General features: G+C 39.6%; 29 protein-coding genes and 1 pseudogene. 6 read left to right on the plus strand and 24 right to left on the minus strand.

Features of this window, described 5'->3' with window-relative positions:
• Together AX662_RS07040 and AX662_RS07045 are read right to left on the minus strand one after the other, a co-directional pair.
• Positions 1 to 230 (minus strand): TIGR02328 family protein (locus AX662_RS07040; protein WP_231728419.1); only part of this gene is annotated, 230 nt, incomplete at its 3' end.
• Positions 227 to 619, minus strand: a complete 393-nt coding sequence (locus tag AX662_RS07045; protein WP_060972026.1) for a YbgA family protein — start codon at positions 617 to 619, stop codon at positions 227 to 229. The genes AX662_RS07045 and AX662_RS07040, both read right to left, overlap by 4 nt.
• 176 nt (positions 620 to 795) lie before the next feature.
• On the opposite strand from AX662_RS07045, the gene AX662_RS07050 reads away from it, so the two are divergent.
• Together AX662_RS07050 and AX662_RS07055 are read left to right on the plus strand one after the other, a co-directional pair.
• Positions 796 to 1,215: an SP_0198 family lipoprotein gene (locus AX662_RS07050; protein ID WP_002885897.1), complete on the plus strand. Its 420-nt coding sequence runs from the start codon at positions 796 to 798 to the stop codon at positions 1,213 to 1,215.
• Between the two features lie 99 nt (positions 1,216 to 1,314).
• The gene (locus AX662_RS07055; protein ID WP_002886034.1) at positions 1,315 to 1,512 is read left to right on the plus strand and encodes a hypothetical protein; all 198 of its coding nucleotides are present in this window, start codon (positions 1,315 to 1,317) and stop codon (positions 1,510 to 1,512) included.
• Between the two features lie 246 nt (positions 1,513 to 1,758).
• Here AX662_RS07055 and AX662_RS07060 read toward each other — a convergent pair whose 3' ends face one another.
• From AX662_RS07060 to AX662_RS07070, 3 genes are all read right to left on the minus strand, one after another.
• The gene (locus AX662_RS07060) at positions 1,759 to 2,508 is read right to left on the minus strand and encodes a CPBP family intramembrane glutamic endopeptidase (protein WP_048674351.1); all 750 of its coding nucleotides are present in this window, start codon (positions 2,506 to 2,508) and stop codon (positions 1,759 to 1,761) included.
• A gap of 90 nt (positions 2,509 to 2,598) precedes the next feature.
• Entirely contained in the window at positions 2,599 to 2,910 is a 312-nt protein-coding gene (locus AX662_RS07065) for a hypothetical protein (protein WP_014633350.1), read from the minus strand.
• Positions 2,911 to 3,006: 96 nt separating this feature from the next.
• Positions 3,007 to 3,588, minus strand: a complete 582-nt coding sequence (locus AX662_RS07070; RefSeq protein WP_060972027.1) for a TetR/AcrR family transcriptional regulator — start codon at positions 3,586 to 3,588, stop codon at positions 3,007 to 3,009.
• 155 nt (positions 3,589 to 3,743) lie between these two features.
• On the opposite strand from AX662_RS07070, the gene AX662_RS07075 reads away from it, so the two are divergent.
• Positions 3,744 to 4,337 (plus strand): class I SAM-dependent methyltransferase, encoded by a 594-nt coding sequence (locus AX662_RS07075; protein WP_060972028.1) that lies wholly within the window; start codon positions 3,744 to 3,746, stop codon positions 4,335 to 4,337.
• Positions 4,338 to 4,433: 96 nt separating this feature from the next.
• On the opposite strand, the gene AX662_RS07080 is transcribed toward AX662_RS07075, so the two are convergent.
• The 7 genes from AX662_RS07080 to AX662_RS07110 all read right to left on the minus strand — a co-directional run bounded on the left by AX662_RS07080 (position 4,434) and on the right by AX662_RS07110 (position 10,610).
• Complete coding sequence (locus AX662_RS07080; RefSeq protein ID WP_060972029.1) at positions 4,434 to 5,123, minus strand: alpha/beta hydrolase-fold protein; 690 nt, start codon at positions 5,121 to 5,123, stop codon at positions 4,434 to 4,436.
• The gene (locus AX662_RS07085) at positions 5,104 to 6,120 is read right to left on the minus strand and encodes an ABC transporter substrate-binding protein (RefSeq protein ID WP_060972030.1); all 1,017 of its coding nucleotides are present in this window, start codon (positions 6,118 to 6,120) and stop codon (positions 5,104 to 5,106) included. The genes AX662_RS07080 and AX662_RS07085 overlap by 20 nt, the downstream gene beginning before the upstream one ends.
• Positions 6,121 to 6,140: 20 nt before the next feature.
• A complete protein-coding gene (locus tag AX662_RS07090) occupies positions 6,141 to 6,896 on the minus strand; it encodes an ABC transporter ATP-binding protein (protein WP_060972031.1) in 756 nt (251 codons plus the stop codon).
• 4 nt (positions 6,897 to 6,900) lie between these two features.
• Positions 6,901 to 7,944, minus strand: a complete 1,044-nt coding sequence (locus AX662_RS07095; RefSeq protein ID WP_060972032.1) for a FecCD family ABC transporter permease — start codon at positions 7,942 to 7,944, stop codon at positions 6,901 to 6,903.
• A 174-nt stretch (positions 7,945 to 8,118) separates the two neighbouring features.
• Positions 8,119 to 8,865: a CPBP family intramembrane glutamic endopeptidase gene (locus AX662_RS07100; protein WP_060972033.1), complete on the minus strand. Its 747-nt coding sequence runs from the start codon at positions 8,863 to 8,865 to the stop codon at positions 8,119 to 8,121.
• Positions 8,866 to 8,913: 48 nt separating this feature from the next.
• A complete protein-coding gene (locus tag AX662_RS07105) occupies positions 8,914 to 9,753 on the minus strand; it encodes a DUF4300 family protein (protein WP_060972034.1) in 840 nt (279 codons plus the stop codon).
• A gap of 314 nt (positions 9,754 to 10,067) precedes the next feature.
• Positions 10,068 to 10,610, minus strand: coding sequence for a TetR/AcrR family transcriptional regulator (locus AX662_RS07110; protein ID WP_060972035.1), 543 nt, complete (start codon positions 10,608 to 10,610; stop codon positions 10,068 to 10,070).
• A gap of 171 nt (positions 10,611 to 10,781) precedes the next feature.
• Between AX662_RS07110 and AX662_RS07115 the strand changes: the two genes are divergently transcribed.
• Positions 10,782 to 12,548, plus strand: coding sequence for a DHA2 family efflux MFS transporter permease subunit (locus AX662_RS07115; RefSeq protein ID WP_060972036.1), 1,767 nt, complete (start codon positions 10,782 to 10,784; stop codon positions 12,546 to 12,548).
• 175 nt (positions 12,549 to 12,723) lie between these two features.
• Here the strand turns inward: AX662_RS07115 and AX662_RS10975 are convergent, their stop codons facing one another.
• The 7 genes from AX662_RS10975 to AX662_RS07145 all read right to left on the minus strand — a co-directional run bounded on the left by AX662_RS10975 (position 12,724) and on the right by AX662_RS07145 (position 17,357).
• On the minus strand, positions 12,724 to 13,206 hold the full coding sequence (locus tag AX662_RS10975) for a DUF4767 domain-containing protein (protein WP_231728420.1): 483 nt from the start codon (positions 13,204 to 13,206) through the stop codon (positions 12,724 to 12,726).
• A 50-nt stretch (positions 13,207 to 13,256) separates the two neighbouring features.
• Positions 13,257 to 14,045, minus strand: a complete 789-nt coding sequence (locus tag AX662_RS10980) for a DUF6287 domain-containing protein (protein WP_229040604.1) — start codon at positions 14,043 to 14,045, stop codon at positions 13,257 to 13,259.
• Positions 14,046 to 14,165: 120 nt separating this feature from the next.
• On the minus strand, positions 14,166 to 14,438 hold the full coding sequence (locus AX662_RS07125; RefSeq protein WP_002885916.1) for a hypothetical protein: 273 nt from the start codon (positions 14,436 to 14,438) through the stop codon (positions 14,166 to 14,168).
• Between the two features lie 123 nt (positions 14,439 to 14,561).
• Complete coding sequence (locus AX662_RS07130) at positions 14,562 to 15,197, minus strand: copper homeostasis protein CutC (RefSeq protein WP_060972037.1); 636 nt, start codon at positions 15,195 to 15,197, stop codon at positions 14,562 to 14,564.
• Between the two features lie 40 nt (positions 15,198 to 15,237).
• Positions 15,238 to 16,071, minus strand: coding sequence for a CPBP family intramembrane glutamic endopeptidase (locus AX662_RS07135; RefSeq protein WP_060972038.1), 834 nt, complete (start codon positions 16,069 to 16,071; stop codon positions 15,238 to 15,240).
• Positions 16,072 to 16,120: 49 nt separating this feature from the next.
• Entirely contained in the window at positions 16,121 to 16,690 is a 570-nt protein-coding gene (locus tag AX662_RS07140; RefSeq protein ID WP_060972039.1) for an HD domain-containing protein, read from the minus strand.
• 97 nt (positions 16,691 to 16,787) lie between these two features.
• Positions 16,788 to 17,357: a TetR/AcrR family transcriptional regulator gene (locus AX662_RS07145; RefSeq protein WP_002885959.1), complete on the minus strand. Its 570-nt coding sequence runs from the start codon at positions 17,355 to 17,357 to the stop codon at positions 16,788 to 16,790.
• Between the two features lie 125 nt (positions 17,358 to 17,482).
• On the opposite strand from AX662_RS07145, the gene AX662_RS07150 reads away from it, so the two are divergent.
• Positions 17,483 to 18,325 carry a DegV family protein gene (locus tag AX662_RS07150; RefSeq protein ID WP_060972040.1) on the plus strand — a complete coding sequence of 281 codons (843 nt, stop codon included), beginning with the start codon at positions 17,483 to 17,485 and terminating at the stop codon, positions 18,323 to 18,325.
• A gap of 228 nt (positions 18,326 to 18,553) precedes the next feature.
• Entirely contained in the window at positions 18,554 to 19,726 is a 1,173-nt protein-coding gene (locus AX662_RS07155) for a CynX/NimT family MFS transporter (RefSeq protein ID WP_060972041.1), read from the plus strand.
• A 143-nt stretch (positions 19,727 to 19,869) separates the two neighbouring features.
• Here AX662_RS07155 and AX662_RS07160 read toward each other — a convergent pair whose 3' ends face one another.
• From AX662_RS07160 to AX662_RS10985, 5 genes and pseudogenes are all read right to left on the minus strand, one after another.
• On the minus strand, positions 19,870 to 20,607 hold the full coding sequence (locus AX662_RS07160) for a DUF4336 domain-containing protein (RefSeq protein ID WP_060972042.1): 738 nt from the start codon (positions 20,605 to 20,607) through the stop codon (positions 19,870 to 19,872).
• Positions 20,608 to 20,639: 32 nt separating this feature from the next.
• A complete protein-coding gene (locus AX662_RS07165; RefSeq protein WP_060972043.1) occupies positions 20,640 to 21,416 on the minus strand; it encodes an alpha/beta fold hydrolase in 777 nt (258 codons plus the stop codon).
• A 214-nt stretch (positions 21,417 to 21,630) separates the two neighbouring features.
• Positions 21,631 to 23,718, minus strand: coding sequence for a heavy metal translocating P-type ATPase (locus AX662_RS07170; RefSeq protein ID WP_002890512.1), 2,088 nt, complete (start codon positions 23,716 to 23,718; stop codon positions 21,631 to 21,633).
• Complete coding sequence (locus AX662_RS07175) at positions 23,702 to 24,064, minus strand: ArsR/SmtB family transcription factor (protein WP_002890511.1); 363 nt, start codon at positions 24,062 to 24,064, stop codon at positions 23,702 to 23,704. The genes AX662_RS07170 and AX662_RS07175 overlap by 17 nt, the downstream gene beginning before the upstream one ends.
• A 14-nt stretch (positions 24,065 to 24,078) precedes the next feature.
• Positions 24,079 to 24,912 (minus strand): annotated as a pseudogene (locus AX662_RS10985) (ZIP family metal transporter).
• Between the last annotated feature and the right edge of the window lie 519 nt (positions 24,913 to 25,431).

Genomic DNA, 25,431 nt, shown 5'->3' on the forward strand with positions numbered 1-25,431 from the left:
TACTCCTTGTCCAACCACTCTGGGCTGACACGATAGCCACGTTCCGCCATTTCTTGCATAATAAGCTCATGGTATTTAAACAAGCGGTACGGTGAATAATCAAAAACATAGTTAACCGTCGCATGTTTGCGTTGCCATCCCTTACCACGAAGGGCACAACATTCTCGGTGTTGTCCTAATAATTGCTGACGAGGTAGTTTTGCAATCAAGTCTTGATGCCACAGTCTCATTTTGAACCCCCATTAATTAAGGTTGACTCCTCCAGATAACGATTAGGATACTTGCTGAGGAGCTCTTTGACGGATTCCACTAAACACGTCTGGGGAATTTTGCCTGCTGCGTAGCTATCCAGTTGGGCCATAAACTTTTCCTTTTCGCTGGCAGTCGCCTTTTTCTTAAAATACCCCCAGATATGTTGGAAGGCATTGACGACCTGACCAGGATTTTCAGGAAGGTCAAGTGCTTGATCAATATAGGCTTGAACCTGATCCAAACTAACCTCTTCATTCTTGAGATAGTTACGGATTTCCAAGTAAATCTTGTTCGAATGGCTGAGCACCAGATACTTATTGGCTGCCCAAAGTCGCTCGCACTGGCGACGTGGATTGGTAATTGTCATTAGGAACCTTCCTTGATTGCTTTTTTATCAGTATAGCATAGTTTAAATAGGGATAATATATTATGCTTTTAAGAATCCGAAAGAGTAATTTTCAAGTATTTTCAGAAAAGGTTTTTTGCTTGGTTTGTTTGTAAGCGTTTGCTATACTTAAGGTATCAAAGAAAGGAGACAAGCCTATGACATTGTCCAAAAAACTCACACTTTCTCTTGCCTCTATGGCAGTTCTTGGTCTTTTAGCAGCCTGCTCAAACCAGAAAGCTCAAACACCTGAAAGCTCTGCTAGCACCCAACAAAGTTCAAGTAAGGTTTCATCTTCACAAAGCTCTGAAGCCTCTAAACAAACTGAAGGGCTAGATGGCACCTATAAAGGGACTGACGAAAATGATCGCATTACTCTTACCATCTCTGGAAATACTGGAACTTGGGAAGAGGACGAGGCAGATGGCGAGAAGGAAAGCAAGCCTGTGACAGTTAACTCTGACAATCAAAGTCTAACAATCGGTGACGACACCAAACACTATAAACTCGATGGTAATCAACTGACTATTGAAGATGATGACCACGATCCAAATGATACGGTTATCTTGACGAAATAAAATGAAAAACCTTAGCCGAACCGCTCTATGGAATTTAGCTAAGGTTTTTTATGTTATACTATAGGCAGAAAGAAAACGGATACAAAGAGGAGGTTGACGATGACTCAAAGAAGATTATGGGTGACGCTATTTGTTGTGTCGATTATTGTAACTCTTATTGGACTGGGATTTGCTGTCTATAACTATTATGTCTTTGATAAACCTTTCATGACGACTACTACAAAAGGGTTACTAGCTGCATTTTTCCTGTGTGCGACAATGGTTGCCATCAGCCTATCCAAATCAAATAAGAAGTAAAGATAAGAAAGAGGTGTAAGTTTGCGGACTTATACCTCTTTTCATACAACATTACTTAATCTTGTGTTTGTTCATTTTTTCTTCAAAGATGGCTGTCATGATTTCACGCAACTCTTGGCCTTCTTTTTTAGTCTTTAGATGATGAAGCCAAACGAGTCACCTCCTAAAAATGACACTATATCATTATGTCAACAGATAGGAAAGAAAAGCTCTCATCTAAATCAGGTGAGAGCTTGAAGTCTATTTCTATGATTTTCTCATGGCCACCAGCCAAAAGGCTACTAGAATTTCGAAAATAACAAGAAGGACAATCTGAGTGAGTGAACTCTGAACCAGCATAAGGACAGCCAGACTATCGATCAGCATATGAGCGAGGATACAAGGAACAGCTCCTCTCGAGTACTCTTTAAGAGCTCCCAAAAGAAAGGTATTCCCTAAAATCATCAGGTAAAAGATGAGATAGTTGGACGAGCCTGCTGTAATCCAAGGTAGTTGATAGATAGGGATATGCCAGAGGAACCAGATAATGGAAAGAACCATCATTTTAGTTATAAAGTGCTTACTAAAGTAAAGATGTTCTTGTAAAAACCAACGCCAACCGACTTCTTCCAGACCGCCATATAAAAAGGTCCAGGGGAGATATAGGAAGAAGGCTAAGAGGGAGTTCCCAGTAAAGCGAACATTCATGAGCAGGATTGAAATCCCATAATAGATGACGGGGATGATGAAAGCTAGGATCCAGGATAGGTGACTTTCTTTTTGAAGAAAGACCTTTTTGAAAAAATCGCCCAAAGATTTGACTTCACTCAACACAAGAGAAAAGATAGCCGCCATAATCAGGGGAATACAGTTCATTAGGATAAACAGTAGAGAGTCACCTGTGCTCTTTCCATCTGGGAAACACCAAAGGATAACTTGCCCTACTATAAATGTAGCAAGGAGGGCAGTCAGTGCATACCAGATAGCGACTGATTTTTTTGAAATAAATTTGCTCATTTTTCCTCCGTTACGGGATAATAAATCAGATAGATCTCACCTTAATCCGCATCGACTCAAAGATGGTATTGTTCACAATCTTTATAAATCTTACTTAATCTTGTGTTTGTTCATTTTTTCTTCAAAGATAGCTGTCATGATTTTACGTAGCTCTTGGCCTTCTTTTTCAGGAAGGTCCCCTTGGCGTTTAGCTACTGCGTAGAGTTCAGGGTATTGCTTGGCTACACGCTCCACCGTCTTGGTCGTCGCATGCCCTCTGACAAAGAAAGGAATACGTTTAATCCATTCTTGCGGTACGAGAGCGAGCAACTTCTTAGCCGCTTCCTTGTCAGAAATCTCAGCTGTACTCAAACCTTTTTCGATTTGCTTTTGTTCTTGTTCTGTAAAATCTTTTAATTCCATTACTACTTCCTCTTTATCTTTATATAGTAGATTTTACACCCATGCATGAGAATATACAACTGATTGGGATTGATGGACAAGACATGAAAGCTAGACTCATTTTTTTCCAAAAATACCATACAAAAAAATCTGATGAATTTGGTCAACTTCTGTCTCTAAATTGTCACTGTGGTCTAACTGATTTCCCATACCATTAAGAGCATCCATGACATTTAAGATAAGCTCTGTCGATAGGTCTTCAGCAATAAGGCCCTCTTCTTTTCCTAGCTCAATATAAGCACGATAGATATCACGTTTTTTTACAGTGATCGCTTTCGCTAAGAGAGTTGAAAAAACAGAATCTTCCACCATTTTATCTTGAAAATAGTCCGAAATTTGCTGACTCATTTTCTCCTGACATAGGGCAAAAGCATGGTCTAATTTTGTTTTAAAATCTAGATCGCTGTTTAAAATATTATCAGCTTGTTGGGCTATTTCTTCAAACAAGTCATTAACACAGAGAGCTACCAAATTATCTTTGCCTCCGAAATAATTGTAGATAGAAACTGGTGATACTTCTGCTACCTCTGCAATAGATTTTATACTCGTGTCTTTAAAACCTTTTTCTTTAAATAATTGTAAGGCTGCTTGAATAATCGCTTGCTTCTTTTTCTCAGTCGTCTTTTGATATTGATTCATGTGAACACCTCTGTTATTACCAATTGTAGCATAAGTTTGAAATATATATTCATATATTTCATTTTTCCTTGCTATTCTTACTAGCTTTCTCTATAATGAAGTTTGAATTTTAATCATGTATATTTCAAACTTTATTTTCAAAAATGGGAGGGACCATGCTCATTCAATATCTTATAAAGCAATCTAGAAAACCAAGTGGTCTTGTCGGGCGATTGATTACCAACATCTGGTCGTCCTATTTCAAGGAACTCAGCCTTTGGGCAATCAAACAAACCACTATCCCCAACAATAGTCGGATTTTAGAAATCGGCTATGGCGGTGGTAGCACTATTAAAAACCTTCTTGCTTTAGATAAAGACCTTGACATTCATGGTATTGATATTTCCGAAGAGTCTTATCATACTGCTAGACGAATTCATTCAGAGGCTATAGAAAATGGAAGTGTTAAGCTGAGGATTGGTAATGTAGCAAACCTTCCCTACCAAAATAGTGATTTTGATTTAGTCTTTGCTATTCAGACACATATTTTCTGGGACGATTTGAAGCAGAGTTTTCAGGAAATCTATAGAGTCATGTCCAATCCTTCCACTTTGATTATTGCTTCCGAAAAAGAAAAAATAAAATATCATATGACAGATTATGGGACAAGCCATGAATTGAGGCAGTTGTTAACAAGCATTGGCTTTTCAAAGATTGAAGAAAAGCAAAATTACAAATGGGTTGTGTATGTTGTCACTAAGAGTGATTAGAAAATTAAGCATAACAAAAAGTAGTGAAGTGATTCCATCGTCGGAACTTTCTTCACTACTTTTCTTATCTCTTTCCTACTCGCCAATATCAACATTTCAGAGCTTCCACTGCTCAATCAACCAATCCGAAAAAGCATCATATCTTTCTTGAAGATGGTCATGATGACCGTAGGGGTCAAATGCTGAATAAGTAGACACGCTCTGTTTTTTGATAAGTTCATGCACTTCTTTGGCATAACTAGGAGCTTTGGCCAATCTATTCTTATGCTTAGCCCCCTCGGTCAAACCGTTACGTAAATAGACCGAGCAAGACTTATTGATGGGCTGGTGGGCTTTGCAGTAATCTACAAAATCTGGATACCAAAAGGATCCGCAAATGGAAAAGATCAAAGGCATCCTATCACTACTATAAAGGCTGGAAATAGCAGCCAAACCACCCAGCGAATAGCCTCCGTAAGCCATGCGACTTTCATCCAGTCGAAACTCTTGTGCGATGCTTTTGAAAATATAGCCAAATAGATGGTCATGATAGCTGGCTAGCTTACCGCCAAAATCAGGGCTTCCAGGTCTCAGAGCCTGAGCCTGCCAAGGCGTAAAATCATCCAAGCGATTCTGAGGTTCAAGCCCAACCAGGATAACAGAATCTGCGATTTTTCCCAGATACTCAAGCTGCCCATCGTTCAGAAAAACTACTGGATAAGCCTTCTTGGAATCATAGGACTCAGGAATGGCAATCGTAACCTGAATGTCATGGCAGACAAAGTCTTTATTTATTAACAAAGTCATTAACCTTTTCAAGAGAATCAATCACAGATGGACCGTAATCCATAAGCTCATCATAAGAAATAGTCATGATTTTCTTGTTTTTAACGGCTGGAACATTTTCAAGAACAGCGTTCTTTTCCATCTTGTCTTTAGCATCCTTGTCCATGGCCTTATTACGGTCACTGGTTACATAGATAATCAATTCTGGTTCCATTGACACAAGATTTTCCAAAGTCAAATCTGATGTTCCTGTCGCAACATTGGTATAACCAAGCTGATTGAGCATACTTTCTTGAAGGGCAGATTTGTAAGTTCCAAAGGTCTCATCGTTGTAGGCACACATGATAAGAGCCTTCTTCAAGTCTTTGTCAGAAGAATTGTTTTTCTTTTTAACAGCGTCGATACGCTTTTGAAGTTGTCCCGCATACTTGTCTGCCTTATCTTGGACGTTGAAAATGTCACCAATATTTTTAACATCTTCGATGATATTATTCAAATCTTGTTTGATTGTTGAAACAGAAGCTTTTTGCGTATAGACAGGAATGTCGTTGCTGTTCCATGTACTGATGGTTCCCATTGACTTGTCTGAGAACATCATGTTACGACCAATAAGAGCATCTGGTCCGTAAGCCAAGATGGCTTCTTGAGAAATTGTTTTCTTATCACCGATATGTGGGATTGAAGCAATGTCTTCCTTATATTTATCGGTTACTTCATTGTCAGGGTTAAGCATACCGACAATTTTGTCTTTCAAACCAAGCTCAATCAAGATTTCAGTTGATGAAAGGTTGTTGGTGATAACCTTTTCTGGTGCCTTTTTGAAGACTTGATCTAGCTCAGTTCCTTTATCGTCATAAGTTTTGACAGTCAAGGGATACTGGGTTTCTGAGTTGGTCTTTTTCACCGTTTCTTTTGCTGCTGATGACGATGATGTGCTGTTTTTATATGTAGAACTGCATGCTGTCAATGTGAGTACTGCTGCAGCGATTAATGCGATACGAAATGTTTTCTTGTTCATAAGGCCTTCCTTTCCTAGGCTTATAAATACTGAATCATTGCCTGCTGGTCATCCGTCCAAGTAATACGACTCTGAACATCATAAACCGCCTGCAAGGATTGTGGGGTTACGGCATCCCTTGGGACACCTTGGGCAACAATCTCACCCCCTTTCATTAAGTAGATATAATCTGAAAAACGACAGGCCAATTGAATATCGTGGAGAACTGCGAGAACATTAATGCCGAGTTCCTTAACCAGGGCCAACATCTCCAACTGATACTTAATGTCCAAATGATTGGTAGGCTCATCCAATAAAAGGAGTTTGGGTTCCTGAGCCAAGGCACGCGCCAGGATGACTCTTTGTTTTTCGCCACCTGATAGGGACGAATAATAGCGTGCCTTCTTTTCAGACATGCCAACCTTGTCTAAGGCATCCTGAACGAGGACGTGATCCCGCTCCGATTCTTTTTGCAGAAAGGAAAGATGGGGCGTTCGGCCAAGCATGACAATTTCTTCCACCGTGCAATCAAATTGAAGGGTGTTAAACTGTGTCACAACAGCCATTTCTTTTGCAGTTTCCTTTAGGCTTACCTGATCTAGGCTTTTACCATCAAGTAAAATCTGACCGCTATCTGGTTTCAACTGGCGATAAATGGTTTTTAGCAAGGTTGATTTCCCACTCCCATTTGGTCCTAGTATGGTCTGGAATTGCCCACCTTTAACCTCTAGAGAGACACCGTTTAGGATTTTTTTCTCTCCAATCGAATAATGAATATCCTTACACTTTACATCCATAAGACTAAACCACCTTCCTACGATTTCTAGTCACAATATAAATAAAGAAAGGTGCGCCAACTAAGGCAGTGAAGATACCGATAGGTAGCTCTGCATTTTTAACGAGGATTCTAGCCAAGACATCTGCCCAAATCACAAACAAGGAACCTAAGAGAGTTGCCACTGGAAAAAGCTTACGATAGTTAGTCCCGACTAAACTTCTAGCAATGTGAGGGGTAATCAAGCCGACAAAGCCAATAATCCCACAGCTAGCAACCAAGATAGCCGTTATGACTGCAACGATGGCAATATAAAGATACCAATAGAGTTTAAGAGGAATCCCTAAAGTCAAAGCTGCCTCATCTCCCATCATCATGGCATTGAAGACACGATACTGAGTTGAGAAAAAGAGAAAGGCCAAACCAACCACTACTGCTGGAAGCGTCAAATCTGACCAAGATGTTCCTGTCAATGAACCCATGGTCCAAAACTTAATGGTCATGACACTGTCTGCTGTCGCTCCAATAGAGATTATAAAATTGGCAAAGGCAATAAAGAGGGCATTAACAACTGTTCCAGATAAAATCAGGCCAGATGTGGTCACTCTCCCCTGCATAGAGGCAATGATTAAGACAAGAACCGTCGCTAGGATAGCCCCCACAAAGGCACCCAAGCCTACCACAGCCTTAAGACCTAAAATGATGGCCAAGGTTGCTCCAAAAGTTGCCCCTGCCGAGATTCCCAAAATGTAGGGCTCAGCAATCGGATTATTAACGGTTGACTGCATGACACTCCCAGACATGGAAAGACCTGCACCAACTATTAACCCTAGGAGAACCCTAGGAACTCGCATATTCCAGATAATAGCTTCAAGTGGTTTGGCTATGCTTTGACTGGCAATCGGAAACCCCAATTTTCTGAGGATGACACCATAGGTATCACCTATATCTATAGTGACCGCTCCTAAGGACACTGCAACAAAAACTGACGCTACTACTAAAAATAGAAGCAAACAGAGCAGGCTTAGGTAGCGGGAAAAAACAAGGTGTTTTGTTTTTTTAAAAGGCATTAGCACCTCCTTTTCACTCGTAAAGTCAGAAAATTTTGACAATACATTTTTAGTATAACATGCCTCAAAAAGATGGGCAAGGTCATCTGAGTATTACATAGAAAAAAGAGCAGTCAACTTGTACTGCTCTTTTGATGTATAATGATTGAAACAAAGTGAGAAAAAGTCGGTTTATCATTTAACTTTCTCCACACTGCTACTAGCAATTCTCATGGCAAGAAGTATTATCAGCACCTTAATCACAAGGGATAACCAAAGGCTCTCAACTAATGACAGTTGCGATAAAGCATTGATCAACGCATGTGTCATCACACAAAGCCAAAGGCTTCTGGTCTTTGTATAAATAGCGGATAAGATGAAACAATTGCTTAATAAGCCTAGCAAAAATGGCAGTAAATGAATCCTTGCCAAAGAGCCATCAATATAAAAATAGAGCAAATGCCATAGTGACCAAGCTACAAAGGTACACAGCGTAGACACTAGATAGGTCAACTTTTCTTGCAAAGTAGGCTGGAAAAAATAACGCCAACCGATTTCTTCTATACCACCAAAGACGAGGGCTTTTACAAATAAAATTATGGGGAGATACCAAGTTGGAATAATCATTTCCCCACTAAAGACCTGTGGTAAAAAATCCAAACCTATAAAAATGAGGACTAAGAGATAGTTAAGAGGAGCTTGTTTGACTTGGAAAAAATCTCTGACAAGCTGTTTAAAACTGGAGTGATGATAGCGGATACTAACATAGCCTCCCCAAATGGCTGATGACAAGCCACCTAACATAAGGGTAAAGAGGCCAATTGGAGTCCCATAATCAACCCTAACTCCTCCTGCTCTTAGCAGCCAAACAAGAAGAGTGACCAGTAAAATCTGTCCAAAGGTCCCCGCCAGATAAAGTAACAAGGCCTGTTTCCTTTTCATATATTGGTTCCTTTTTCTTCCCTATTAAAACTGTCGTCCCACCTTAACCTAGTCCATATCCACCCATTTGTCATTGTCCATGATAAAGGGTTTGGCTAGACCTGGTCCGGTATAGTCCTTGTACTTGGTTGTGAGATACTTGTAGCAATCTTTTTTGCTGGCAAATTTAATAGCTTGGTAGGGCTCTTCGAAGGTCAACTTTTCAACAAATAAGTAGCCATCCGCCGTAGGAACTAGGACGCCGACGTGACCAACAAAAAGGGAATCACCATCCAAATTATCGTGGACAACAACCGACAGCATGCGTGCCTTGTCATCAAAGGTGAACTGTTTGTAGTAATCCTCCATATGCTTGGCGTGAACCTTGACATCTTGGGTAGCTTCAGTCTTGACCCTTGAAAAAAGAATGTCAAAGTTTGCCTGGTCCTTGGCATTAAAGAGCTTGCCCTTGTCAATGGCGTCCTTGTCTTGGAAAAGGAGCTCAGTATCACTTTTGACTTGAGGAATCTTGATTTTGCCTTTCAGTAGCGTGTAGGTGTTGATACGGCAGTTGGTACCGATAAAGTCACCATGCTTGGCTGTCCACAGGCTACTGATTTTTTCCACATCATAGTCTGTTTTGGTAAATGGCGCAAAATCCCCAGAAAGTCCAACAGTACCCACGGTATCATTGTAATCCCTAACCAGATTGATAAAGTTATCCACACTCTCCTCGTTCAAATGTTTCGAGAGAATGGAACGTACCTCATTAAGACTGGCCTTGCTATTAAGGTTGGAGTAGCTTGGTTTTTCCTCCTTTTTGTGGATATGTGCAAAAACTGCTAAACCGACGAGTAATAGGCTAGCGATAGATAAAAGAATTAGCGTCTGTTTTTTCAAATGTTTCATAGGCGCCTCCTTGGCTTCATTATACCAGATTTTGCTGACTACTCATTCTTAAGATACTTATCCACAAGAAAAAGCCTTGTTGCTAAGGCTTTAGATTGAGGATAAACGCTTTTACTTGAGACTTTACTTAGGTGATAGCGGACGCCAGCGAACTTCTTCGAAGTTCCATGGCTAATTTTTGAGCCTAGAGTCTCAAAAATTCCGAACGCCTGAAATACCAATTCTTCAGGCGTTTTTATCACGGCGTAAAGTCTCAGTATAGGCTCACACCGTTTGAAGACTACGGATTTTTATCATTTTTTCTATATTTTTTATTATTTCCAAAATAGCTGTTCAATTTTAATGATATTATCTACAACTTTTTCGGGACTTTCCGATAAATCATTATCAATCCAGGATGAGATAATGGTTTCAAAAGATGTAGAGAAGGCTTTTATCACAATTTCATCTGAAATCTTCGTCTTTTTCTTGATCTTTTCTCTAATAGCTGGGTTGTTATTTATAAGATCACAAATAAGTTGTTGAACCTTATCTTTAAATTGAACGTGAGGTGCTTTTGAAATTGCTTTAAAATGTTTATAGTCATTTTTTATTAATAGTAGAGCCTTTAAAAGCATGTCCCCTTTATCTAAATTTCCTTGAGCTAAAATCTCCCAAAATCTTTGCATCGTCTCTGTTCCGATAGAGTATGCTAAATCATCCTTATCAAGAAAATGTTGATAAAATGTTCCCCTACTAACATTTGCTCTCTGAGTTATATTTCCAATGGTTATTTTTGAGTACTCCATTTCAAGTAGGAGGTCTATCAAAGCAGACTTGAGGTTAGTAACGCTATTAGTCTTTCTTTTCTTTGTCATTTTTTCCTTAATTAAACATATTGTTTGATGTTGTCATGGTCAATATATGGGTATTATTATATTCTTTTTATGTGAATTATAAAAGTTAAAAAAGACTGTTTTATGTTCACGAAGATAATTGATGCATCATTAATCATTTAACAAAATAATTAATGAAGGGAATAGAATTTAATGACAAAATCAAGAAAAATTCTAGGATTTATAGGTCTAGTTTTAGCACTCTTTATGGGAGCTTTAGATGCCACGATTGTTAATATCGCCCTACCAAATATTATGGAAGACTTACATACAGGATTGACTGATACAAGTTGGGTAGCAACAATCTATGTTTTAGCAATGTCTGTATTTATTATTACTGTTTCAAAACTCGCTGATATCTACGGTAGAAAATTGGTTATGCTAATTGGTGTAGTCATATTTGGCATCTTCTCATTCGCATGTATGGTGGCTGATTCTTTATTACTCTTAATTATTTTTCGGTTCTTCCAAGGAATTGGAGGTGCCATATTAACTCCAATTGTTCTCCCCATGGGAATTGAACTACTTGGGAAAGAGAATACTAGCCGTATTACTGCTATTATGGGGACCTTCAGTGCCTTAGCTGCAGCGGGGGGACCAGTAATTGGTGGTTTAATTGTCCATTGGACAACATATCATTGGATTTTTGGTATTAATGTTCCAATCGCTATCTTTGCATTCTTGATGATCCTAGTAGGGACAAAAGAATCATATGATTTAAAAATTTCAAAGAATATTGACTGGCTAGGTATTATTTTTCTTACTTGTACTTTAGGTGGACTTATATTTGGTTTATTAGAAGGTCACGAGTATGGTTGGGCATCACAAACCATCATAGCTAGTTTTATTATTAGTGTTGTAGGCCTATTTTTCTTTTTTTTAACCGAAAGAAGAGTAAAATCACCTATCATTGACTTAAATTTATTCAAGGAAAGTACATTTACATCTTCAAGTCTTATTTATATGATTTTTGGATTTGCGATTATCGTACCTTCATTGATCTTAAACTATTTCTTGCAAAATGTTCGCAACTATTCTGCTTTGCATTCAGCATATCTTATTATTCCCACCTCTTTAGCTATCATAGTAGATATGCCGTTAGCAACTAAGATGTACCAAAAAATTAGTGCAAGATTGCTCATTAGTATCGGTTTGGTTATTACAGCAGGTGGATTATTTATGCTTAGTCTTATTGAGTATAATACCTCACAAAGCCTCATTGTTTGTTGTAATGTAATTATTGGTTTAGGACTAGGATTTATGGCAATGTCCTTAACATCATCAGTAAAATATTTACCAATTAATAAGACTGGAATTGGGTCAGGTATCGTTAATGCTTCTAGATATATTGGGCAAGCCATTGGTATGGCTCTCCTCGTTACCATTTTAAATAGTAATGTCAATATTGCTAAAACACAAATTAAGGAAACAGCGTATAACCAAATTGAAAAACGGGTTTTATCAACAGACGTAAAAAAAGTTGCTAAGAAGGAAATTTCAAAAACTTTCGATACGACTAAGAAAAATAATAGTATTTCAACCAAACAAAGTAATATGGTTGAGGCAATCAAAATAGCTGCTCAAAAAACAGATAATCTTCCAGAACCTAAAAAGGGGAGTAATTATAGAAAGATTTATGATGCAAATCAGTTATTAATCAATGGAGTTGAAACTGTTAGTTCAAGTGTCCCACAGTTATCAACTAGTTTGAAAACTATATCTGGAGGACAAGCTAAAGTTGGTACAGCGATTAAATTATTAGCTCAAAAGGATGAATTAGCATCTGCTCTTAAAGTCATTGTTAAAGAAAAAAATGAGCAGTTAAGCAGGGCATTTGATAATGTATTTATTGTAGGAGCAATCATTGTATTGATATGTACTCCATTAGCTCTGATGACAGAAAAGCGAAAAGATGAATAACTAAGTTATTTTATAATAGGAAAAGCCAGTCTAGACGATAGACTGGCTTTTTTATATAGATAATCATTCTGCATAGTTAAATAGTAAATAAACAGATTTGGAACATAGAAAATCTTTTGTTCACTTATATTGTATTTTTAAGATGTAAAATTTTTCTTTCAACCCCCTCAAACCATCACTTGTCATTCACAATATTGGCAAAGGCTTCTTGAATATCCTTATTATTGGTAGGGTACATGTAATACATGTTTTCAGGATTTCCCTGATTTTGCATGGAAACTAGGACTACTGGTTGACCTTTATGGATGGTGAAATGGTAGAGAATCATGGTGGAACCTGAATACCCGTAGCTGTCTACAATGATATAGTCGGCTGTCCCTGTACCATCGTCAGAAAAGGCAACGTCTACCTTTTGTTGGTTGGTCATTGGGGCATTTTGTTCAGTCTTTTCACCTACAATAATGCGGTTATTTTTAGCAAAAGACATGGCACCAAAGAAATCATCACTTCCGTTAGGTGTTAGCCTTCTATAACTTTCTTGATTCATCTTGTGCCCAAACTCCACCATGTAACTTGCGAGCTTGGCAGCCTTGTCACTATCCCAAAGGGCTGTCGTATTGGTTGGGCTAGTCTGGCTGGACTGGCTCTTGCTTTTCACTCTGTAATAAGACGTGTAAACCACCGCTTAAGGACGCGATCGGTGACACGCTAGTAACGATTCTTGCTTTTCACTCTGTAATAAGACGTGTAAACCACCCCTGGCCCAGCAGACTCTGGAATTTGAACCAAACGATCTGTGTCTTTGACAGAATTGTCCGGAGACGGTGCTGCTTGATTGGCTGGCACAGGCACAAAAGGATTGACCCCATGCCCTGGTCCATTGTCCGCAAAATAAAACATAGGCTGACCGTTGAAATCTTTAACGACAGTCTTGCCATCAGTACTTCCTGTCTCTTCAGACTTTGTGAGCCCTGACTTGGTAATGGTCACAACATGACCACCGTCAGAAACCCAGTCACCTTCGATGCTTGAAAAATCACCAATTCGAATAGCATCCACATCCATGGCAGGAGTTTTGGCTTCTGATGAGGCATTCTGACTTTGAGAACTAGAGTTTGAAGACGACTCAGAAGCTCTGGAACTCGATTGTTTAGACTTGTCTGAGGAAGACGTTTGACCAGTCTGACTGCTTGACGAAGCTACCGCAAGGGATGACGTCTGTTGAGCTTTCGAATGATGAGAATGCCAAGCAAAAATAGCACCACCACCAAGAAGCGTCATACAAGAAACTGCAAGGACTGACGCTACGACCTTATGAGTCACAATAGACTGACTTAAGGTTTGCCAAATGCTTTTCTTAGATGCTAACAATAAGCGCTCTACTTCTGCTCGATTGGCCAAGAGACTGCCATTTTTTATCGCCTCGTCAACCTCTGTCATCTTTGGGTGACGTCCATAAATCTTTATAAAATAGGTTAACCATTCTTCTGCTTTCATCTCATCTCCTTTTTGAAGCGTAATACTTTTATTTTAGCATAAATTGGGGATTCTGGTTGACCAGTTAAAAAAGAAAAAGACTGCAAGCAAGTAGCTGCAGTCGATGTATAACCATGGTCCTTATTTCTGAGTATTACCAAGTTTTTTAAAGTAAGTATAGCCCAGATAGAAAAAGAAAAGCGCTAAAAGAATAAAGAAACCCATGACGAGTTTGATCCCACCTAATTGATAGGCAATGTAAACAAAAGTATTAACCTTAAGCTGACCACCCGTTTTTTCCAATAGTGAAAGGCTCTGTGAGTAATAGTGACCAAGCCAAATAGCTCCTAAACCTAATAACGGATAAATAATGACACCCAAGACAGGGTTCTTTTTTAACAAATTATCTAACATACATCCCCCAATTTTTTAAATGTTATAGTAATAGCTTATCAAAGAATGGCTAGAAAGGCAAAGTGACTTTTCATGGTACAAAAATTAAAAGGAACCAAGCCAAGAAGCTGGTTCCATTGAAATCTAAAAGACGGCACGTGTACCATGAACTTGCTCAAGACCAGGTATGGCAAGAAATTGGTCACGATTAGCCACGGAGATACCACCACCGGCTAAAATCTCCAACTGACCTTCTGCTAGCCTAACCAATTCTGCATAACGTTTCAAGCGTGATTCTAAATCAGTCTCGGGAGTCCCAGCACGGGTGAGAAGACGCGTCACACCGTGGTCCTTAAGCCATTGGATAGCACTAGGTTGATCTGCTTTAGGGATCTGATCAAAGGCCATATGCATGGTAACTTCTAAGCCTCGACTGGCATCTAGTAAGGTCTTAAGAGCTTCTGTATCGAGTTGATTTTCTGAAGTCAAAGCACCAAGTGCAAAGCCGTCAACACCCAAGTCACGCGCACATTTGATATCTTCCAGCATGATAGCTAATTCCTGCTGGCTATAGACAAAGTCGCCTCCTCGTGGACGGATCATTACAATCACTTTAGCCTGATAATCCTTGGCCAGCTCAACGGCTGCCTTTATGACACCATAAGAAGGCGTCGTGCCTCCAACAGCCAGATTATCACACAACTCTACGCGTTGAGCACCAGCTTTAAAGGCTTTTTCTAAGAGAGTGACATTTTCTGCACAAAATTCATAAATTGGCATACTGAACCTCCTATTAGTTGTAGTGGCAAGGGATTGACTATCAGTTTTTCTTGTTAGTTTTCTGATAACCCCATAACACTATAGCAAACGACAACAACTGCCATAGCAATATTCTCACAATCTGCAAACTATCCACTTCAGAATTAGAAACCACATGGACAAGATTTGAAGCAAGATTGTTGAAAAGATGATCTCCAAGTCCTAGCCACAAGGAACCTGTCATTTTGTAAAGTAAAGACCATTTGATACTCATCATTCCTGCTAGGATAACATAGCCAATCCCCATGGCAATAAGATTTAATAGTGATGATTCTCCTTGAAGATAATCTCTTAAAGGCATTACCAAGTGCCATATTCCAAATAGGAAGGCTATAAAGAATAGACTCTTGCGGTACGAAATCCCTTCAAGAATTTTTGTGAAAAGGCCACGAAATATTCCTTCTTCCATCCAGACATTTATCAGGTTAAACAACACACTTGAGAGAATAAGTAAGATTCCTGCTTGAGATACTTTTTCGTTTGTTAAGGAAAAACCACTGGCGTAAAACGATAAGTGAACATTGCCATGAAGAAACAAGAGAACAATGTACTCAACTGTATATGCAAAGACGGAACACACTAAGCCAAAGAGTAGCCCCTTCCCTATACCACTCACTATTCCGTCAGGACTGAAACCAATATCTTTCCATCTTAAATTACAAATTGAAAGGACTCCCCACAGTAGAAGAATTCCAAAAAGTTTATGTAGAAAATTCTCAGATAAGAAGGTTTCATCCGTCCTAATATAGAAGTATTCAATTAGCCTTGCTACTGAGCAGATAACAAATATAATTGAACAACTTAAAATAGGTTTCTTTATTAGTTGATTTAGCATATCTTCCTTTCAAATAAGTCTTTTATAAAAGTTAATTTCAATATTTCACTCAGTCCAATTCCTTCTCTAGTTCTTTTAGAAAGGTGATTAAAAATTGATGGCGACTTTCTGCCATTTGTTTGGCAGTCTCCGTGTTCATTTCATCTTTTAAGAGGAGCAACTTGTCGTGGAAATGTTGGACGGTATCAGTAAGGGGTCTCCCTTTGTGACCACCATAGGAAAAAGTTCGCGCAATTCCTACAGCTCCTATCGCATCCAGGCGGTCTGCATCCTGGACGATCTTACCTTCTAACGTTTCTGGATGTTTCCCATGATTTTTGCTGAAAGAAACAGCATTGATAACCCGACAAATCTGCTCGATTTGGTTTTTAGGAGTACCAATCTCTTCTAGAAAGATGCGAGCATTAGCATTATTCTCTGTATGGAACAATTTATCATCAGCATCGTGAAGAAGAGCTGACAAGCCCACTATCTCCAGATCACATGGACCTTCTGCTTGTGCAATTCTGATAGCATTGGTATAAACGCGGAGGGTATGCGCCACATCATGGACATCTGCTCGATCAGCAAATAAGGTTTTAACATACTGCTTAGCAGCAAGAATTCGTTCTTCGATCATCTTTCATGTCCTCTGTATCATCTGTGCACAGTTCTATCTATTCATTTGAACTAGTTATGGAGGTGCAGTTTACTTAGAAACCATCTCTTAGCGATTACTACTTCTTTTTATGTGGAAAAAGCGGAAGACCAAGTTTGGCAATCTTTTCAGCTGGGGTCTTCATGCCATCCTTGACCCATTTGGAAATCACTGAGACAATAGCTGAGCTCCAAAAGGAATTGAGGTAACTACCGGCACCATTTGATGAGCTACCATTTCGTTTTTCCAAAAAATCATAAACTGCCTTGGTCAAAACCTGCTCAAAATTATAATCAATGGCAAGACTGATGATTTTAGCTTCTTTTTTGACTTCCTTAAGGAGATAAACCCAGACTTGGTAAAGATCCGTCTTGAGATTATAGCCGTCCAAGGACTTAGTAATCTTTGCAATGCTAGACTCAAAAATAGATTTCAAAATCTCTTCCTTAGAACCATAATTGCGATAAAAGGCAGCACGAGATACACCCGCACGCTCAACCAGTTCCGATATGGTAATCTTTTTAAAGTCTTTTTTCTCCAACAATTGCAGGAGAGAAATTTCAATGGATTCTCGTGTAATTGCTTTGTTTTCTTGGTTAAATCGTTTGAGATTTTCCAAGGATTTCTCTGAGATTTTTCTTTCTGCCATAACATTCACTTTCTATCTGTCACACCTGATGAAATCTGCTTTGATAGCAATGCACTTCATGATAAAATTGTAAAAGAAGACAAAACACTTGTCAATGTACATTATGCAGATATGAGGTGTAACCTATGAAATGGAAAATTATTGCGGATTCAGGCTGTGACTACCGTTCTTTGGACAATCTGGCACCAGATACGGAGTTTGTCAGTGTTCCTTTGACTATCCAAGTGGGCGAAACCATTTACAGGGATGATGCCCAACTCAATATTGATCAAATGATGGAGGAGATGTATGCAACTACAACTGCTTCCAAATCTGCTTGTCCAAGTCCTGATGACTACACGAAGTCTTTTGAAGGAGCGGACAATATCGTCGTCGTGACGATTACTGGAACCCTTTCTGGTAGCTATAATAGTGCTGAAATTGCTAAGAAAATTTATCTGGAAGAGCATCCTGATACCAAGATTCACGTGATTGATAGCCTGTCAGCTGGTGGCGAGGTCGACCTGCTCGTTCGTAAACTCAATCACTTAGTTGCTGAAGGCCTTGATTTTGACCAAGTCCTTGATGCTATCACAGCTTACCAAGCCAAGACTAAGTTGCTCTTTGTTTTAGCCAAAGTTGATAATTTGGTGAAGAATGGTCGTCTAAGTAAACTGGTTGGTACCGTTGTTGGACTCCTCAATATCCGTATGGTCGGTGAAGCTAGTAAAACGGGTACCCTTGAGTTGCTTCAAAAAGCTCGTGGCCAAAAGAAAGCTATCAAAGCTGCCTTTGATGAATTAATCAAGGCAGGTTATACAGGTGGACATATTACGATTGCCCACCGCAACAATGACAAATTTATCGAGCAATTCTCTGCATTGGTTCGTGAAAAATTTGCCCAAGCAAGCATCGAAGTCCTTCCCACTTCTGGACTCTGTAGTTTTTATGCTGAAGAAGGCGGACTCCTTATGGGGTATGAAATTTAAGAAGACATTGAAAAGAGACTGGACTAGATGTTCGGTCTTTTTGAAATCAAATGATGTTATCAGATAATCAGTAGAATAGGATTTTAAAACTAAAAATTCTCTATTTTCCTTTTGATAATCTAGCGTAATCGCTTTCATCACCCCCTTCATTTATGGTAAGATGGAAGTAGCGCATTAGTATCATATGCTTATTAATTTAAATACCCTTATTAAACATGGAGATGCTTTATGAAACAGAAACATTCACATTTTCTAATCCCTGGAATCCTTCTTCTAGGGATCGTTTTGCGGGCCCCGTTCACAACCTTGTCTACGGTCTTATCAGACATTGCTTCCGGTCTAGGCGTTGAGGTCAGTTCTCTCGGTCTCTTGACAAGTCTGCCTCTCTTGACCTTTGCGATATTCTCACCTTTTGCGGCTAGCTGGGCCAAACGCTTTGGTATTGAAAGACTCTTCCTCGGTGTTTTAATTGTGATGACACTTGGTTCTGCTTTGCGTACCCTTAATCTCCCTCTTCTTTATGTAGGAACGCTGCTAGTCGGAGCTGGAATTGCCTTTATCAACGTCCTTCTCCCAAGCCTAATTCAGGCTAATGAGCCAAATCAGTTAGGATTCTTAACCACACTCTACATTACAGCCATGGGCTTGTCCACAGCTGTGGCTTCATCGGTAGCCGTTCCAATCACTAAGGCAACCTCATGGCAAGGCTTGGTCTGGGTATTGACAGCAGTCTGTGCCCTGGCTCTTGTAGTTTGGCTTCCTAATGTCCGTCACAATCATTACTTAGAACAAGAAACGTCTACCAGCGAAAATTCAGGCAGTTGGTATAAGAGTGGCAAGGTCTGGGCTATCATGATTTTCGGTGGATTACAATCACTCTTCTTCTATACCACTATCACTTGGCTCCCAACCATGGCTACACAAGCCGGTGTTGGTGATGCCAATGCCGGAATTCTAGCTTCCGTTTTCACACTGACGAGTATTCCATTCTCTATGATCGTTCCTAGCCTAATCACTAAACTTTCTGATCGTAACCGCCATTTGATGCTAGTGGCTACCGTCCTAGCAGGACTCATCGGAGTTTCCATGCTTCTAATCAATACAGACAGCTTTGTGTATTGGTTAGTCCTTAACCTCTTAATCGGAAGTTCTGCTAGTGTCCTATTCCCTTACATGATGGTTGCCTTTTCAATGAAGTCTAGCACGCCTGAAAAAACAGCCCAACTATCAGGTTTAGCCCAAACCGGAGGCTATATCTTTGCAGCCCTTGGTCCAGTCTTGTTCGGTTCAAGCAAACAACTCTTTAACTCTTGGACCCCTGCTGTTTTAATTCTTCTTGTCTTGACCATAATCATGGGAATTGCCCTTTACAAAGTTGAAAAAACAGACCTTATTTTGTAAGAGAAAAACTAATAAAAGAAAATGCCCCACAAGTTGTAGCTTGTGGGGTGTTATTTTGCGTGCGGCGAATGAACGAAACTTTTAAATACAGAGGTCGAAGTATTCGTATTTGTCTTTCGACAAGTTCCCTTAACCACATAACCCTATTTCTCTAGCCAAAAGAACGCTTGGTTTAACATCTCTTTTGCTTGACCAATCATACACGGTCCATGAGAAATAATAATATTCTTAGGTTCCCATTTCTTTATTTTGTGGTAGCTCCTCAAAGCTTGTTTTTTGCCAAATAAGAAGCTCATTCTTAAATCTCTTGGTGTTTTACCATTTGGATAGTGATTATCGCCTATTTTAAACAGTAGCTTTTCAAAAATCGATACATTCTCAGTTTCTATGTTTTCAATAAGATCCGTTAAAATCAGAGTTGAACTTTCATTATGGAAAAAAACAACCTCTTTTACATAAAAACTTCCCTCAAATGTTGTAAAAAGAATTTCTTCGTTCCAATTGGCCTTGCTTAATTCCTGACCATAATCCAAACTCATTCCCGATTTTCTGGGACGCTTTTGAACACCACTAGCTAGCCAAACTTTTGCTTCAGGAAATAGTTGATGCCATTCATCTATATAACTATAATGTAAGACATTGGGTGCAATAAGGTGTTTTACCTCACCCAATTGCTTGATTTCAAAAAGTAAATTGTCATTAGGCTTAGTCGGTGAATGCACCCAAAGACCACCATTCTGTAGACGGATAACTGTCATTCTAGTTGAAAAAGGCACTTTGAAGAATTTGAAGTCCATCAGTACTTCTTCCCCATCCACAATCCATAGATTATCTGCTAGCTTTTTTAAGGAATTAAGAGGACTATATTTTTTGACTTCCATGAAACCCTGCTTTCTAAATTAATAAAGTATAATCAATCGTTATTCTCCAAAAATGGAACAACCAACTTAATCCACTCTTGAGGTAGATAGGCTGATAAATAGCCGTGGTTATAACCCTTTGCTTCATACAAGATAGTGTCGGGGTGCAACTGTTGAAATAATCTAGCTGATTCCTTAACACATTTCAATTCTTTTTCACCATAAATATAGAGAACCTGCGCCTTACTTTTAGAAATCCTACTCTTCAACTTATAATGCTCCATATAAGTTTTATAGATGGTCACTAATGCTTTGATAGGTGTCCTTGGCATATCCTCCATATAATAATTTTTTATCTCGTCTGGGTAAGCTAATCTAGGATAGCATTTATTCATAATACTTAACTGAAATTTACAAGAGGATTTACTAAACATCAGTTTTCCAAATAAAGATACCAACAAGATACTAAATCTCGCCAACCTTGGTTGAGGAATACAGATACTTCCGTCTATGATAGCTTTCTCAGCTATATCGCTGTCTAAGGACAAAAGTTCCATGGCAATTTGACCACCAAGAGAAACTCCACCTAAAGCAAATAATTTCCCACCACAGTTCTCTTTGATATAGTCTAGGATTTCTAAGGCAGAATCTTCAGTAGAAACATAATCAAGTTGATATTCCTCGCCATGGCCATTCAAAGTGGGTAGAATAACACGGTATTCTTCTGACAAGATTCGTGCTTGACGAAGATAGTTCCACCAAGAGCTACCACCGCCATGTATCAGTAAGATAGAAGGCAAATTCTTATCCCCAAATTCATGGAATTTCATATTTCAACTCCTTACTTTAGGACTTTCACTTGCTAAATCCTTGTTTAATCAGCTCGTAGAAGCAAAGCTACACACTCCACGTGTCCTGCTTCATGTAATTGAACACTAGTTTCCTTGAACTCTTTGGTATATTTTTGGCTCATTTGGACATCTCCTTTGGTTAGATACTATTCTACCAAAACGTGTCCATAAAATCATACTAACATCAGTTCACTTACTTTGACAAAGTGGAGGTATCTATCCTCAAGACCCTCAATGCATTCCATACTGCTAGTAGCGTTACACCAACATCTGCAAAGATGGCCTCCCACATATTAGAAATTCCCAATCCACTTAGAACCAAGAAAATTAGTTTAACTACAATAGCCAAGGTCATGTTTTGTTGGGCTATTCTGACTGTCTTTTTTGCCAGTCGAATGACTTGAGGAAGTTTTCCAAGGTCATCATCCATCAGTACAACATCTGCTGATTCAATGGCTGCGTCCGAACCTAGCCCTCCCATAGCAATACCAACATCTGCCCTAGCAAGAACCGGTGCATCATTCACCCCATCTCCAACAAAGGCAACAGCCTGCTGAGACTGAGTCAGAATTTCCTCAAATGTACTCACCTTATCCTGAGGCAAGCAATCTCCAAATGCATCATTAAAGGCAAATTGCTGTGCAAATTCATCAACCACTGCCTGACGATCGCCTGAAAGGAGAACCGTCTTTTTAATTCCGACTGCCTGTAAATCCTTCAAGGCCTCGATGCTCGTCTCCTTCACTTGGTCTGTGATAAGGAAATAGCCTAGAAAATGACTGTCCTCTGCCAAATAGAGAACTGTTCCTGTGCTGTCAATAGCTGGATAAGCAATCCCTTGAACTTCCATTAATCTAGCATTCCCAAGATAGAGCTGTCTGCCATCTACCCTACCGGACATGCCCTGCCCTGGTAGCTCGGTAATCTGACTCACCCTATTCTCGTCCACTTCCTGTCCATAGGCTGTTCGAATAGAGTTTGCGATTGGATGATTGGAATAGCTTTCCAGATGGGCAGCGAGGTACAGAATATCATCCTCGACACCTTCTGCGTTGACAACGGTATCCACCGCAAAGATACCTTTTGTAATTGTCCCCGTCTTATCAAATACGACCGTATCCAACTTGGCAAGAGCCTCTAAATAATTCCCACCTTTCACTAAGACACCTAATTTAGATGCTCCCCCTAGCCCGCCAAAGAAACTCATTGGTACCGAAACCGCAAGAGCACAAGGGCAAGAAATGACTAAAAAGGTAAGTGCCCGATAAAGCCAAGTCGACCACTCCCCTAAACCAAGCAAGGGAGGCAGGCTTGCAAGCAGAAAAGCGATTCCGACAACCACTGGTGTATACACACGCGAAAAACGTGTGATCATCCGTTCCGTCTCCGCTTTTTTATTGCTTGCATTTTCAACTAATTCCAAAATTTTGTTGACCGTTGATTGCGAAAAAGTCTTGCTCACTTCAATTACCAATGGACTAGTCAAATTGATCACACCACTTGTAATGTCCTCACCAACGCCAATTTCCCTAGGCAGTGATTCTCCTGTCAAGGCTGACGTATCCAGAATAGAACGACCTTCTCTGACCAGACCATCTAGGGGCACCTTCTCCCCAGGCTTAACTAAAATATGGTCCGCAACCCTTACTGTTTCAGGGTCTACTTGAACGGTTTCTCCCCCCTCTAGTCTCCAAGCCTTATCCGACCGAATATCCATCAATCGTGCAATGGACTGACGAGATTGAGAGGTGGCCTTATCTTGGAAATACTCCCCAATCTGATAAAAAAGCATGACGGCTACTGCCTCTGGAAATTCTCCCAAGAGAAAGGCTCCTAAGGTCGCGATACTCATCAAAAAGTTTTCATCAAAAAGATTACCACGTTGAATATTTTGAACCATCTTGATAAGAACCTTATGGCCGATAATGATATATAGGGTCAGATAATAGACCAGACGAATCCAGAAATACTCCTCTGGCAGGAAAAAGCCGAAGGCAAATAGAATCATAACAGCAAGTAGCAGCTCTTTCGCCCAATCTCGTTTTTCTGGAAGTGCCTCTTCCTTTTTCTCACTGATAACTTCGATTCCAGGTTCAATAGCATCCACCAAGTCAATAATTTCCTTATCTATCCCATCTTCGCTTTTTGTTTCCAAAATCAGCTTTTGAGCTATCAGATTGACAGTGGCAGATTCTACCTGCTCCAATTGATTGACAGCACGTTCAATCTTAGCAGCACAATTGCCACAGTCAATTCCTCGAAGTTCATACTCTTTCTTCATGTTTTTCCTCTTTCAAATGTTTCAGTGTCAAAGACAAGACTGCTGCGACATGATCGTCCGCAAGTTCATAATAGGTCATCCTTCCTTTTTTCTCCCCCTTGACCAATTGGCAGTCCCGCAGATAGCGTAGTTGGTGAGAAATAGCAGACTTGGTCATCTGTAACGCAATCGCTAAGTCTCCGACACAAATTGGATTTTGCCGTACTGCTTGTAAAATCCGCAAACGAGTTGGGTCAGAAATCGCCTTAAAAAAATTGGACATATTTAGCAATGTAACGGTATCAAACTCCGTCTCATGGACCCCTTGAATTAAATCTGGATTACAAGCTGTTAAACACTGTGACATATTTTCTATTCCTCCTATACTAAAGTTGTATCAAGTAACATCATGATTAGAAATCCGGCCATAACCCCACCTGTCGCAATATCGGTATTCTTGTGCTCTTGAGCACCTGGCACAAGTTCTTCCACTGCAACATAAATCATGGCTCCCGCCGCAAATAAGAGAGCATAAGGTAGTAGCTGGGTCATAGACATAACAGCATAGGCCCCTAAAACAGCTGCAATCGACTCAACAATCGCTGACATGGCGCCATAGTAGAAAGCTGATTTCCTACTTCGCCCTTCTACCCGTAGTGGCAAGAACAAGGCAGAGCCTTCTCGAATATTTTGGATGCCAATTCCCAAGGCCAATCCAAGGGCACTCATTCACGTAAAGGAAAGTCTAGTTGCGAGATTTGCCACACTAGCAAATGCCACACCAACTGCTAAGCCCTCTGGTATATTATGAAACACTACCGCCAGATAAAGCAGCATGGTCTTTGATAAGGGTCTTTTGGGATTCAAAATCCCTTCCTTATCACTCATCTGATGATTCAAATGCAGGTCGGGAACCAAATAATTAATAAAGCGGATAAATAAGCCCCCGACAATAGAACCAACAGCCGTCGTCAACCAGTAAAATCTGTTCGTAGCTATTGACTGGCTATAGTCCAAAGAAGGGACAAGCAAAGGCCAGACTGCCGCTGCCGTCATAATGCCCGCTGCCAAGCCCATCATCATATCCATGAATTTTTGATGAATGGTTTTGACAAAAAAGACCAAACTAGCACCGATAAGGGTACAAAACCAGTTGAATAAGCCAGCTAATAAAGCTTGCATTACTGGTGATAGAGAAGAAAAATTACATCTCATACCTCAATAATCGATGATTCAGTTGAACAACCACTCAACTATCATCATTATAGTTGAACACTCGCTCAATTGTCAAGGAAGAAAGTAAAAAAGCTATGAGAAATCCCCATAACTTTGTAAATTATTGAAGCAATCTCGTGTTCTTAGAGAATATCACAATGCCATAAAAAGCCCAAAGGACTATTTGGAATTATCATATCATATAACGCTTCGACACAATTTAACGATTACTATATTGAGAAACAAACTTTACTCCTCAAGAAAGTTAGATGTTCCCAATGCTATCCGTAAGAGTACTTAAAACCTTGAAACATACTGATTTCAAGGTTTTTATAACGTGTTATTGTATCACCTAATTTCTACTGATTTCCATAGATCAAACCTTTCGTGATTTTTTCATATAGGTGGGTACGTTTCTATTCCCTCAAACTCCTTGTCAATGGAAATAAAAACGTACCCACAGTGTAAATGGAAATAGAATTTGAGAATTCCTAACTATCACTTCCACTCACTCCAAAA

This window comes from Streptococcus sp. CCH5-D3 (genome assembly GCF_001556435.1).
In the GTDB taxonomy this organism is placed as follows: Bacteria; Bacillota; Bacilli; order Lactobacillales; family Streptococcaceae; genus Streptococcus.

What these genes read in the sequence shown, in the direction of transcription:
- AX662_RS07110 (WP_060972035.1), bottom strand. Translation starts at nt 10,610, where the DNA reads ATGACAAAGAAAAGAAAGACTAATAGCGTTACTAACCTCAAGTCTGCT.
- AX662_RS07175 (WP_002890511.1), bottom strand. Translation starts at nt 24,064, where the DNA reads ATGTCACAGTGTTTAACAGCTTGTAATCCAGATTTAATTCAAGGGGTC.
- AX662_RS10980 (WP_229040604.1), bottom strand. Translation starts at nt 14,045, where the DNA reads ATGAAAGCAGAAGAATGGTTAACCTATTTTATAAAGATTTATGGACGT.
- AX662_RS07090 (WP_060972031.1), bottom strand. Translation starts at nt 6,896, where the DNA reads ATGGATGTAAAGTGTAAGGATATTCATTATTCGATTGGAGAGAAAAAA.
- AX662_RS07115 (WP_060972036.1), top strand. Translation starts at nt 10,782, where the DNA reads ATGACAAAATCAAGAAAAATTCTAGGATTTATAGGTCTAGTTTTAGCA.
- AX662_RS07080 (WP_060972029.1), bottom strand. Translation starts at nt 5,123, where the DNA reads ATGACTTTGTTAATAAATAAAGACTTTGTCTGCCATGACATTCAGGTT.
- AX662_RS07075 (WP_060972028.1), top strand. Translation starts at nt 3,744, where the DNA reads ATGCTCATTCAATATCTTATAAAGCAATCTAGAAAACCAAGTGGTCTT.
- AX662_RS07130 (WP_060972037.1), bottom strand. Translation starts at nt 15,197, where the DNA reads ATGCCAATTTATGAATTTTGTGCAGAAAATGTCACTCTCTTAGAAAAA.
- AX662_RS07105 (WP_060972034.1), bottom strand. Translation starts at nt 9,753, where the DNA reads ATGAAACATTTGAAAAAACAGACGCTAATTCTTTTATCTATCGCTAGC.
- AX662_RS07070 (WP_060972027.1), bottom strand. Translation starts at nt 3,588, where the DNA reads ATGAATCAATATCAAAAGACGACTGAGAAAAAGAAGCAAGCGATTATT.
- AX662_RS07140 (WP_060972039.1), bottom strand. Translation starts at nt 16,690, where the DNA reads ATGATCGAAGAACGAATTCTTGCTGCTAAGCAGTATGTTAAAACCTTA.
- AX662_RS07095 (WP_060972032.1), bottom strand. Translation starts at nt 7,944, where the DNA reads ATGCCTTTTAAAAAAACAAAACACCTTGTTTTTTCCCGCTACCTAAGC.
- AX662_RS07150 (WP_060972040.1), top strand. Translation starts at nt 17,483, where the DNA reads ATGAAATGGAAAATTATTGCGGATTCAGGCTGTGACTACCGTTCTTTG.
- AX662_RS07165 (WP_060972043.1), bottom strand. Translation starts at nt 21,416, where the DNA reads ATGAAATTCCATGAATTTGGGGATAAGAATTTGCCTTCTATCTTACTG.
- AX662_RS07065 (WP_014633350.1), bottom strand. Translation starts at nt 2,910, where the DNA reads ATGGAATTAAAAGATTTTACAGAACAAGAACAAAAGCAAATCGAAAAA.
- AX662_RS07135 (WP_060972038.1), bottom strand. Translation starts at nt 16,071, where the DNA reads ATGCTAAATCAACTAATAAAGAAACCTATTTTAAGTTGTTCAATTATA.
- AX662_RS07155 (WP_060972041.1), top strand. Translation starts at nt 18,554, where the DNA reads ATGAAACAGAAACATTCACATTTTCTAATCCCTGGAATCCTTCTTCTA.
- AX662_RS07160 (WP_060972042.1), bottom strand. Translation starts at nt 20,607, where the DNA reads ATGGAAGTCAAAAAATATAGTCCTCTTAATTCCTTAAAAAAGCTAGCA.
- AX662_RS07145 (WP_002885959.1), bottom strand. Translation starts at nt 17,357, where the DNA reads ATGGCAGAAAGAAAAATCTCAGAGAAATCCTTGGAAAATCTCAAACGA.
- AX662_RS07125 (WP_002885916.1), bottom strand. Translation starts at nt 14,438, where the DNA reads ATGTTAGATAATTTGTTAAAAAAGAACCCTGTCTTGGGTGTCATTATT.
- AX662_RS07055 (WP_002886034.1), top strand. Translation starts at nt 1,315, where the DNA reads ATGACTCAAAGAAGATTATGGGTGACGCTATTTGTTGTGTCGATTATT.
- AX662_RS07100 (WP_060972033.1), bottom strand. Translation starts at nt 8,865, where the DNA reads ATGAAAAGGAAACAGGCCTTGTTACTTTATCTGGCGGGGACCTTTGGA.
- AX662_RS07060 (WP_048674351.1), bottom strand. Translation starts at nt 2,508, where the DNA reads ATGAGCAAATTTATTTCAAAAAAATCAGTCGCTATCTGGTATGCACTG.
- AX662_RS07170 (WP_002890512.1), bottom strand. Translation starts at nt 23,718, where the DNA reads ATGAAGAAAGAGTATGAACTTCGAGGAATTGACTGTGGCAATTGTGCT.
- AX662_RS07050 (WP_002885897.1), top strand. Translation starts at nt 796, where the DNA reads ATGACATTGTCCAAAAAACTCACACTTTCTCTTGCCTCTATGGCAGTT.
- AX662_RS07045 (WP_060972026.1), bottom strand. Translation starts at nt 619, where the DNA reads ATGACAATTACCAATCCACGTCGCCAGTGCGAGCGACTTTGGGCAGCC.
- AX662_RS07085 (WP_060972030.1), bottom strand. Translation starts at nt 6,120, where the DNA reads ATGAACAAGAAAACATTTCGTATCGCATTAATCGCTGCAGCAGTACTC.